Raw genomic sequence first — 10959 nt, 5'->3', positions numbered from 1 at the left:
GGGTAGAGCAACGATCTCCCGTTTTAAACGGGAGGCATCAGGAAGATGTTCATTCTTTTGACATTTTAAGTTTTTCTTGATTTTTATGTATATAATCAGGCGCTTGCGATCGATTAACAAAAATTAGTTCAGTTATATTTAAAAAGCTATTTAAAGTTTTGAATTCAATAGTAATTCTGTGAATGAAATGGAAGCATTAGACATTTCAGATAATATGAATGAAGAGGTTGATATTCTTGTAAAAAGAGGGTATTATACTTCAAAGTCAGAATTATTAAGAGACGCTTTCAGGACACTATTAAATACAAAAACAGAATTAAAAATATCTCTAAGTATAGAACTTTATCTCAATGGGAAAATTTCAATAGCTAGGGCTGCTGAACTTTCGGGTTTTACTACAATAGAGTTCAAAGAGGTTATGGCAGCAAGAGGTATAGTAAGAGAAACTGAAGGTAAATCTGCTCTAGAAATGGACACCAAACTGAAAAAAATTGGAATAATTTGATGTTTTTTGTGGACACAGATATTCTAAGTGCTTTTGTAAAAGTTGGGGGTATAAAATATCTTAAGGTGCTTTTCCAAAACCTAAATATAGCTCCATCAATTTATGAAGAACTTGTGCGGGCTAAACGTGCAGGATATCCTTATTTGGATGATATCTTAACTGAAGTTGAAATTATTCTCCTTTCGGAAGATGAATTTAGAGATTTCAGAAATCTGTTAGAAAATGAAAAAGATTTGCATGAGGGTGAGTGCCAATTGCTAGCATTATGCAAATCAAGGAATGGTGTTTTGATAACGAATGATAATGTTGTAAAAAGTCATTGCAAAAAAAATAATACATATTTTCTGGATTTAGAAGACGTTTTGAGAGCGTTAAAATTAAAAAATATCCTGAATTATGAGAAATTAAAAAATCTAATCGAAGATATTGAAAAGAAAGACCGGACAATTATAAAAGCAAAAGAAAATATTCTAAAAGATTAATATTATTCTTCCTTTATAGTGCATGTTTAGGGCATTTTTAAATCGCATTTGCGCCTAATTTTAGTGATTGGATGAATATGGATTTTATCAGCAATTAAAGAGCATAATTCTCTATAACCTCAGTCACCGGTATGCCCTGGACAAAAATCCAGGGTCTGTATATAGTGGTTTTGGGATAATTATCAATTATATTTAATTGAATTCTGTGTTGAAATTCTACTCAACAAAATCCCATATATTTCCGGCAAAGCCATGATCGTAACTTTGTGCCAACAAATGTTCTTCCCCACGCTAAATAAATATTTCTTGATGAGGTCCAGCGCGACATTTTCAGGACTACAGATGGAATTGAAACATTAAAATCCGGTCAATATCATGTTTTTGCAAAATTTGCCATAACCCAAATGATCACCGTTTCAAAACAATCCCCTCATACCCCCCACACCACCGGCCATACACCTCACCCAAATCCACGCCCCCATCTCCATTCTGCAATTCATTCATTATCAACCAGAACATATTATTAGCCTGCCCCACCATATCGCCCTATACCAGTTCGGACCTGCTCCTGCCAGCCCCGGCAATTATCCTTTTTATCTGTGCCCTCATCTTGATATTCAGCAGCACCTCGTCAATGCTCCCGCACTCACTGAGCCAGGGCCGGAGGCAGAGGCTGGCGGTTGCTTCCATACTGTCCATGGACCCTGGTATTATCGTGCTGGACGAACCCACTACCGGGCAGGACAGGGGACATCTGAACAAGTTCCTGGCCCGCATGAAGATGTTGAACGAGACTGGAAAAACGATAATCCTGATAAGCCATAACATGGGTGTGGTGACAGAATATGCGAGCAGGACCATTGTGATGAAGGGGGGAGGGATATTGATGGATGCTGGTACTCGTGAGGTTTTTTCGAAACCTGATATTCCTGGGGAGGCGTCCATTGAGCCGCATCTGCTGGCCCGGGCGTGTAATGATGTGCGAGGGGAGATATTCCGGTGATGCTTACGCTTGAGGAACTGGAGCGGTACGCGGGGCAGGAAGTGAAAATCCAGCTCAAAAACAACTAAAAGTTATCAAAGGAATCAGATATAATTTATTTATATTAAGCAGTTGTATTTACAGTCACGTTTCCAATAACAAATTCCTTATTGGCTTGTATCTCCTGAAGATCTTCCTTCAAAGCTATTATGTGTGTCTCAATCGCTTCTTTCACATTTTCCATTGTCTCTTCTACTGTCTCGCCTTGAGAATAACAACCAGGAAGGGCTGGTACCTCTGCCCAAAAGCCTCCTTCTTCATCCTTGTAATCAAGTACTGTATATTCCATAATCTTATCTCCTATTGTATTAACATCTGGAAATCTTCCATAGTCAACCCGGCTTTTTTGATTTCTGCTCGAAGTAAACCAGCTTTCAGGTCACTTGAACAGGGCAATGTGATTATCTTACCATTTGGGAGTTTAGTAAAATCTACACCCTTCACTTCCTTCTCAGCATAGCCCTATAAGCCCAAAGCGCCGCCGGCTTATGCCTTGCAATAAACAACCCTACCTTAGCAGCCTGCACCAGCGGTGTTCCCTTAAGCGATGACAGGTCCCTCCCGGCAAACACCGACACCACAGTATCGATCTCCTCATTTGTCATCTTGCGCACCAGTTCCAGGCCCATGCGCCCCATCCAGTACTCGCTGGCAAACTCCCCTCTCCAGCGTTTTACATATTCCCGTAATTTCCCAGCCGTTACATTACCTTCAGCAACCGCAGCCGCAGCCACCTCACCACATATCTGCCCGGCCCGCATACCGTAGCCTATACCGCTCTGGCCAGCCGCGCCGCCCGCTACCATAAACCCGTCAGAGACTAACTGGTATGGGACCATGGCTATGGGGTCACCCCCTGTATGCGTGGCAATTATCTCAATATCATCGATATCATACCCCTTCATCCTAGCGAACATCTCAAGCCACCTGTCAAAGAAAGCAGAAACATCCCTGCCATGACGCCTGACATATACTCCCAGTGTGGCCAGGTCACCCCCTGCCGGTGAATAGGTGGACTTCCAGCCAGGTGAATGGTCCCCTAAATAATATTCGAACATATCAGGCTCACCGATACCGGGTGCCCTGACCTCCGCCTCCATCGCCCAGGCAATATCTCCAGGATAACGTGTGGTCTTAAGCCCCATCCGGGCCGCAGTCTTTGACTCTATACCGTCGGCCACTATTACCAGTTTTGGGAGAAGGATACCATCAGATGTACTTACCTTGAATTGGGACCCGGCCCGCATCACTAAAAGAGCTTCCGTGCCAGTAAGCACGTCCACCCCTGCTTTTAAAAGTTCATCCCTGTAATGCCTGTCAAACCGCTGCCTGTCGATGTAATATCCAGGGGTCTCGATCTCGATAGCGATACCTCCCGGTGAGATAATCTTCATACCCTGCAACCTGTTAAGTACATACTCATCCAGGATCGGCTCGCAGTTACGGTCCATCATGAACTTGAAAAAGGTATTTGCGGGATGGGGTGGATGTCCCATATCCTCCTTACGGTCCAGTAGTGTCACACTTGCCCCCTGCAAAGCCGCACTTCTGGCAGCCATCACCCCGGCAGGACTGGCACCGATCACCACAATACCGACATTCTCATTCAATTGCTAACCACTCCGGTATTACCAGATAAAAGGATATCCGGTGGACTTAATAAATATCAGGAGCAGCACATCGATAATCAGGGAGCCGAACATAACACCCCTGTACCTGGAACCTTGCAGGAATAACTTGCCCCCCCTTTCAGGGAGAGGATTTCTGATAAAATCAATGGAGTGCCACAGCATCCAGCCGCCGCCTAATATAACACCTGCAAAATACAACGGACCAAGGTGGGCGGTATACCCTATAACCAGGGATGCCGCAACACCCGTTAACCAGCACAGGAATATGAACTTCGAAGTGGCAGGTATACCGAACGTCACAGGCACGGTTGGCGCGCCTTTGGCACGATCCCCTTCCACATCCCGTGCCACTCCGCTAAGGGTAAAGCCCCAGTCGGTAACACATATCATTATCCCTAAGAATATTGCAGGTAGGGGTAGTATCTGGTTATCAATGCTTGTTTTCAGTATACCAGCAGGGTCAAAAGCAAGCCATACACCTATCGGGACCAGCCCGTATGAGATACCAACAGGAACAAAACTCAGGAAAGTGGACCGCTTTGCCACACTTGAATAAAGGGTAATAACGCCCGCAGCTATAATAAAAACAACCAGTGATTCAGGATTCAGGAAGGCAGCAACTGTACTGGCGATCACCATCAGTACAAGGGCATAGGCCAGTGCATTTTTGCGGCTGATCCGCAAAGATGGCAGCGGTCGGTTCGGGAGATTGATCTTGTCGATATCCACATCACAGTAATCATTGAACACATAGGAACTGGTAATTGCAAAATATGCACCCACAACTGCAATGATGAACGGGAATAAGGGTGGCATACCTCCGCTGATGAGATAGGTTGCGAGCAGGGCACTGGCAGCCGGAAGTGCCAGGTCCATATCAGCTATCTCGGGTCGCAGCATATCGATATACGCTCGCACCATATTGCAGTTTCCATTATTGGCTGATGTTGGCATAAGTATCACGTTATTTAATAAATACAGGATGCCATGTAGATTTGTGTTATACTATATCACCATTTATATTAAATGATGATTTCAGGTTCTATGCAACAATATACTATAAATGCATATTATTATTGCTATTGTAATTGCATGGAATCCGGGAATTTTTCCACCAGCATTTGTGTGATCGGGTGTACCTTGTGTATCATTGGAATTATCATGTGTTTGTGTATGTATGGGTGTTGGCTCTGCAAGTCCGGGTTGGTAGTACTGGTAAACAGGGGAAAAAGTAACAATATCGGTATCCTCTCCCGAGTATATTCCAGATACTTTCAGGCTGAATATGACAGTTTCGTTAGACCCGTTTGTGCTGGTATTGTAATAAAAAACTTCATTATTGGATAAAATGCCTGATTTGACCACAGCATTATTAAGTTTTAATTGCACCCAGCCCCGTTCACCACTTTGGTCAACACTTTTAAGTGTGAATGAATAATCCTGGTGGAATGTCCAGGTCTGGCCTGTAGACAGATAAAAGCCAGTGCCGTTGAACAGAACTTCCTCCTGTGCCTGGATGCCTGGGGCGAAAGCCAGTACAAGTGGGATGATAACAATGATCTGCCAGCCGTTTATCCTGATTTTCATAGTCATACCTGAAATGTTGTCTAAATGTAAATATTTTTTGTATGAACGGTATTGCACATCAAGACGTTTATTTGCGGTCACCAACAAGATCAACCGCAACTTATTGAATGTACGCTACTCCCTTCTCCCAAACCGCTTCGTCAGCCACTTCTCTATCTCGATCACAAAAAATCCCGGAAGCGCAACCAGGATCATGAGTCCCCACCAGTCGAGCGGCAGGGGTGCTGTTTTGAGCGGATTGAACCCGATATAGGGGGGAGCATAGACGATTGCAAGTTGTGCTAAAATAGTGATCACTATACCTGCAAGCGTCCATCTGTTTGAGAACGGACTGAACGTGAATGCGGATTCTGTGATCGAACGTGCAGTAATGGCGTAACAGATATGCACCAATATTACTGTTGTGAACGCAGCGGTCTGCGCCTGTGTGAGCAGGCGATCGATCTCAATATCCGTGTTCAGGGTTCCATCGATCGCAGGCATCCCGTGGTAGTAGTACATTGCAAATCCTGATATTGCCACCACAATAGAGATCAATCCAACTTTCTTGAAGAACGGAGGATCGGTTATACGTTCATCCAGATTCCTCGGAGGTTTTTTGAGCAGATCATTCTCCATCGGTTCTTTGATAATTGGCAGCGCGAGTGCTACCGCAGCTAAGAGATTGATCCAGAGTATCTGCACAGGTTCGAGAGGAAGGCGGTCGTGGAAAAGTATTAAAAATGGGGAAAGCAGGATCGCACCCAGAACCAGCAGCGCCTGTCCGCCATTTGTCGGGAGCAGGTATAAAATAACCTTTTTAATATTGTTGTAAACATACCTTCCCTCTTCCACCGCAGCAACGATCGTTGCAAAGTTGTCATCTGCAAGGATCATGTCAGATGCCTCCTTGCTTACCTCGGTTCCAGTGATCCCCATAGCAATCCCAATGTCTGCTGCCTTTAGTGCAGGTGCATCATTCACGCCATCACCTGTGACTGCTACGACGTGCTTATGTTTTTGCAGTGCCTTTGTGACCCTGAACTTGTGTTCAGGTGCTACCCGTGCATATACCGATACATCTTCCACGATATCATACAGTTCATCATCACTCATTTTTGACAAGTCATCCCCGGTAATCACCCTGTCTGCATTGATCCCGAGTTTGCAGGAGATAGCTTTCGCTGTTATTGCATAATCTCCTGTCATCATCACAACCCGTATTCCTGCACTCCTGCATTTTCTTACCCCTTCTATTGCCTCCTCTCTTGGCGGATCGATCATCCCCTGGATACCAAGAAAAACCATATCCTTAAGGTCGCTTTGATCAAGTGATCGTTTATCAGTTTTCTTATATGCCATGGCAAGCACTCTGAGTGCTTCTTCTGCCATCTCATCTGCTTTTTCAAGTATATTTCCCTTGTTTATCGGTTCGATGCTTCCATCGACCATCCGGGTCTGGCACATCTCCAGGATCCGCTCAGGTGACCCCTTCACAAATATGATCTGCTTTTCACCCATCTCATGCAGCGTAGCCATATATTGTTTCTCAGATTCGAACGGTATTTCGTCCAGCCGCAACAATTTTTCTTTTATACCTGTTTTCATTGCACAAACCAGCAGTGCGCCTTCGGTCGGGTCTCCGATGATGGAATATCCATCTTCTTCCACAATACTCGCATTATTACAAAGGTAACTTGCCCTTAATGTTCCAATAAACTCTCTACTCCTATGGGATGGAGTAAATTCGCCTTTTGGCTCGTATCCAACTCCACTTACCATGTAGTCCCTTTCACCTGAATATATCCGCGATACTGTCATCTGGTTCTTGGTGAGCGTTCCAGTCTTATCCGAACATATGACACTAGTGCATCCAAGGGTTTCTGCAGCAGGCAGTTTCTTGATGATTGCATTCTTTTGCGCCATCGCGGTCACACCGAATGCCAGTGCCATCGTTACAACCGCAGGCAGTCCTTCCGGTATTGCAGCGACCGCCAGGGACACTGACGCGAGAAACGCTTTACTCGTCTCAATTCCAAACCTTACTGCCAGTATAAAATTAAGACCGGTGATCACGAGTATTGCAATGATAAGGAACCTGGTGAAGTCTGCTAATCTCCTTGTGAGCGGGGTTACAATCTTCTCTGTTTCCTGTATCAGTTTTGCGATCCTTCCAATCTCTGCCTGCTCCCCGGTACCGACAACGATTCCAGACCCCGTTCCTTTTGTAATGAAGGTGCCGCTGAATATCATGCACTTTTGGTCCCCAAATGTTGCGTATCCCATAATCTGGTCTATGTGCTTGGTCACAGGCACGGATTCTCCTGTGATGGCTGCTTCATCTGCGCTCAGGTTCCGTGCATAAAACAGCCGCATATCTGCAGGAACTTTATCCCCGCCTTCAAGGATTACGACATCCCCTGGAACAAGTTCCCTTGCAGGTATGACTTTCTTCTTATTATTATCCCGTAGGACAGTGCACTCAGGTGCTATCATCTTCCCAAGCGCCTCTACCGATGCCTCGGCTTTTCCCTCCTGGATAAAACCGATGATAGTGTTTGCAAGAACCACGGCAAGAATAACCACAGTATCTATCAACATATCCGCGCCTTCCCAAATATAAAGAGCACTTGTGACTGCGGCACTGGCGAGTAAAATATAGATAAGCGGACTGTTGAACTGCATCAGGAATCGAACAAGAGCACTGCGTTTCTTGAATTTTAGTTCATTGCATCCATAACGTGCAAGTCTTGCTTTTGCCTCATCCGTGGTCAGTCCTGAAGGTCCTGACTGCTGGGTTTCGAAAGCCTGTTCCACAGATAGCTGATGCCATGTGGTTTCATTTGATGATATGGATTTTTTCATTACTCTCAGATTTTATATGACACTATGTCACTAAATATATATGCCAGTAAAATAATTCCATCCAATAAAACATAGCTATCCCACTAAAACATAGCTATCCCACTAAAACAATTTACAGGCCAGCGTTTATGATTAACAACAAATCACGATAAACAGCACACTAACCAAAGGAGATAATGACTTGGGATACAAAACGCTCTTAATAATTGGAATAGGTGGATTCCTGGGCGCTACGTCTCGTTATTACCTGACAGGATTGGTCAAACATGAGAATTTTCCATACGGGACTCTTCTGGTCAACTTTATCGGGTGCCTGGTCCTGGGATTTTTGATATTCTCAAATTTATACCAGGGATATTTTTCTGATTCGACAAGGAATTTTATAGCTATAGGACTTCTGGGCTCATTCACCACCATGTCAACATTTTCATACGAAACGGTAAGTTTATTCAATGAATCCAATGTAATGATGGGGTATGGGAATATCCTGATGAATATAGTGTTGAGTATTTCCGGAATTTACTTTGGCAGGTTCATTGTAACGTCATTGAGCATATAAACCCAGAGACTTTTTATTATTTAGCATGAAAGTACCCTTGGGTTCTTTCATCTTTTTGTGCATGTTATTCGAAGAATTTCATGTAAGTTTTCTAGGACGATTCAAAAAACCGCAGAGAGCGCAGAGACAAACAACACATCTCTGCGCCTCTCTGCGCCTCTCTGCGTCCTCTGCGGTGAATTTTTTCGCCACGATCCATTTATACAGAAAAAATTAAAAAGTCACAAGCAGACATGGAATAACTATTTACATCTCGGTCAAATGACCTATGTTGTAGTATGATTAATTTCCGACTTTATACTTGCTATAGTATGATTAATTTCTGACTTTATACTTGCTGTAGTATGATTAATTTCCGATTCTAACCGTGCATCATCTTCGTATAATTCAGCAGCCCGCCAGCCAGGATGATCTCCCGCTGCCTGTCTGATATATCCAGTATGCACTCAAAGTTGTTCGACCCGGCCTGCACAGGTATGCTTGTGGCACCGCCTTCTACCAGTTCCCTGACACCACTAAACCTTAAAATATCCCCTTGCTCAATTGCATCATAGCCTGCCTGGTTGGCAAATTCCATGGGCAGAATGCCGAAATTCACAAGATTAGCCTTGTGTATCCTGGCAAATGATTTGGTAATGACCGCCTTAACTCCCAGGTACATCGGTGCCAGTGCAGCATGTTCCCGGCTTGAACCCTGGCCGTAGTTATCGCCGCCAATGATAAAACCACCCTGCTTCTCTTTTGCCCTTGCAGGGAAACCGGGGTCGATCTGTGAAAACACATGTTCACTAATGGCAGGGATGTTACTGCGCAGGGGTAGTATCTTCGGGCCTGCCGGCATGATACCGTCTGTGCTGATATCATCCTCCAGTTTTATCAGTACCTCACCTTCAAGATCAGTTGATAAGGGTTCGGCTTTAGGCAGGGGTTTGATATTCGGACCCAGTATCACTTCAACAGACCCCGGGTCATCTGACGGCCTGATCACCATGGAATCATCGGTAACAAAACTCTCAGGCCATTCCACCTCCGGGTACTCGCCCAGTTTTCTCGGGTCAGTTATCTTTCCGGTAAGGGCGGCTGCCACACAGACCTCGGGGCTGGCCAGGTAGACACTGTCATCCATAGTACCCGAGCGCCCGGACCAGTTCCTGTTAAAGGACCTGATGGACACGGAGTTAGAAGGAGGGGATGAACCCAGTCCGATACATCCGTCACATGCGGCTTCCATGATACGTGAACCTGCCGAGACCATATCAACCAGTGCCCTGTTACGAATAATGGTCTCCAGTACCTGCCTGGAGCCTGGTGTAATGTGCAAACTCACGTAAGGATCTACCTTTTTGCCTTTTACTGCTCCTGCGACCAGCATCAGGTCCTTATAGCTGGAATTTGTACATGAACCGATAATGACCTGCTGCACAGGTGTACCCTCCACCTCAGACACCTTTACAACAGCATCAGGAGAGCCGGGTTTTGCCATCATGGGCTCCAGTTCACTGAGGTTGACCTCAATGTGTTCATCATATTCTGCATCATGGTCTGCCGATATCTCATTGTAGTCGTCGAGCCTGTCTTGCATCCTGAAAAATTCTTTTGTTATATCATCGGACGGGAAGAGGGAACTTGTAGCTCCCAGTTCGGCACCCATATTTGTGATGGTGGCCCGCTCTGGTACAGATAAGGTACTCACGCCAGGACCGTAGTATTCGAAGACCTTGCCAACACCGCCCTTTACTGTGAGCCGCCGCAGCATCTCCAGGATGACGTCTTTGGCAGATACCCAGACCTTGAGTTTGCCTGTCAATTTCACTCCAACCACTTTTGGCATTTTCACATAATAGGGCGCACCGCCCATTACCACTGCAACATCCAGGCCACCCACACCTATAGCCAGCATGCCTGCACCGCCGCCTGTTGGGGTGTGGCTGTCCGAACCTATCATGGTGTTACCGGGTTTTGAGAACCGCTCCAGGTTCACCTGGTGGCAGATACCGTTGCCTGGTTTTGAGAAATGGATACCGTACTTGTTAGCAAATGTCTGCAGGAAGCGGTGGTCGTCTGCGTTCTCGAATCCGGCCTGGAGCATATTGTGGTCAACGTAGCTGACTGCCAGGGGTACTTTTACTTGTGGAATGTCCAGGGCTTCGAACTGGAGGTACGCCATAGTGCCGGTGGCGTCCTGGGTAAGGGTCTGGTCTATTTTTATTGCTATTTCCAGGCCGGGTTTCATCTCGCCTTTGGCGAGATGGGATGAGATTATTTTTTGGGTTAGGTTCATGGTCATTAGGGGTCACCTGATTAAAAAT

The 10959-nt window shown here is 45.3% G+C and carries 11 protein-coding genes; 4 read left to right on the top strand and 7 right to left on the bottom strand.

The window, feature by feature from the left end; genetic code table 11:
• Positions 1-178 precede the first annotated feature (178 nt).
• Together HF974_04930 and HF974_04925 are read left to right on the top strand one after the other, a co-directional pair.
• Positions 179-505 (top strand): hypothetical protein, encoded by a 327-nt coding sequence (locus HF974_04930; protein MBC2697685.1) that lies wholly within the window; start codon positions 179-181, stop codon positions 503-505.
• An 8-nt stretch (positions 506-513) separates the two neighbouring features.
• Positions 514-987, top strand: coding sequence for a hypothetical protein (locus tag HF974_04925; GenBank protein MBC2697684.1), 474 nt, complete (start codon positions 514-516; stop codon positions 985-987).
• A gap of 546 nt (positions 988-1533) precedes the next feature.
• Here the strand turns inward: HF974_04925 and HF974_04920 are convergent.
• Positions 1534-1686 carry a hypothetical protein gene (locus HF974_04920; GenBank protein MBC2697683.1) on the bottom strand — a complete coding sequence of 51 codons (153 nt, stop codon included), beginning with the start codon at positions 1684-1686 and terminating at the stop codon, positions 1534-1536.
• Here HF974_04920 and HF974_04915 point away from each other — a divergent pair.
• The gene (locus tag HF974_04915; protein MBC2697682.1) at positions 1622-1990 is read left to right on the top strand and encodes an energy-coupling factor ABC transporter ATP-binding protein; all 369 of its coding nucleotides are present in this window, start codon (positions 1622-1624) and stop codon (positions 1988-1990) included. The two genes, HF974_04920 and HF974_04915, sit on opposite strands and share 65 nt — an antisense overlap.
• A gap of 103 nt (positions 1991-2093) precedes the next feature.
• On the opposite strand, the gene HF974_04910 is transcribed toward HF974_04915, so the two are convergent.
• The 5 genes from HF974_04910 to HF974_04890 all read right to left on the bottom strand — a co-directional run bounded on the left by HF974_04910 (position 2094) and on the right by HF974_04890 (position 8091).
• Positions 2094-2318: a type II toxin-antitoxin system HicB family antitoxin gene (locus HF974_04910; GenBank protein ID MBC2697681.1), complete on the bottom strand. Its 225-nt coding sequence runs from the start codon at positions 2316-2318 to the stop codon at positions 2094-2096.
• A 151-nt stretch (positions 2319-2469) separates the two neighbouring features.
• A complete protein-coding gene (locus tag HF974_04905) occupies positions 2470-3588 on the bottom strand; it encodes an NAD(P)/FAD-dependent oxidoreductase (GenBank protein MBC2697680.1) in 1119 nt (372 codons plus the stop codon).
• Positions 3589-3657: 69 nt separating this feature from the next.
• Entirely contained in the window at positions 3658-4581 is a 924-nt protein-coding gene (locus tag HF974_04900; GenBank protein MBC2697679.1) for a UbiA family prenyltransferase, read from the bottom strand.
• A 114-nt stretch (positions 4582-4695) separates the two neighbouring features.
• Complete coding sequence (locus HF974_04895) at positions 4696-5247, bottom strand: hypothetical protein (protein ID MBC2697678.1); 552 nt, start codon at positions 5245-5247, stop codon at positions 4696-4698.
• A 114-nt stretch (positions 5248-5361) separates the two neighbouring features.
• Positions 5362-8091: an HAD-IC family P-type ATPase gene (locus HF974_04890; GenBank protein ID MBC2697677.1), complete on the bottom strand. Its 2730-nt coding sequence runs from the start codon at positions 8089-8091 to the stop codon at positions 5362-5364.
• Between the two features lie 181 nt (positions 8092-8272).
• Between HF974_04890 and crcB the strand changes: the two genes are divergently transcribed.
• Positions 8273-8650, top strand: coding sequence for a fluoride efflux transporter CrcB (gene crcB, locus HF974_04885; GenBank protein MBC2697676.1), 378 nt, complete (start codon positions 8273-8275; stop codon positions 8648-8650).
• 361 nt (positions 8651-9011) lie between these two features.
• Here the strand turns inward: crcB and HF974_04880 are convergent, their stop codons facing one another.
• Positions 9012-10937: an aconitate hydratase gene (locus HF974_04880; protein ID MBC2697675.1), complete on the bottom strand. Its 1926-nt coding sequence runs from the start codon at positions 10935-10937 to the stop codon at positions 9012-9014.
• Positions 10938-10959: the final 22 nt, after the last annotated feature.

The organism is ANME-2 cluster archaeon, from assembly GCA_014237145.1.
Taxonomy (GTDB): Archaea; Halobacteriota; Methanosarcinia; order Methanosarcinales; family Methanocomedenaceae; genus Methanocomedens_A.
This window is presented reverse-complemented; position numbering and strand designations above follow the sequence as displayed.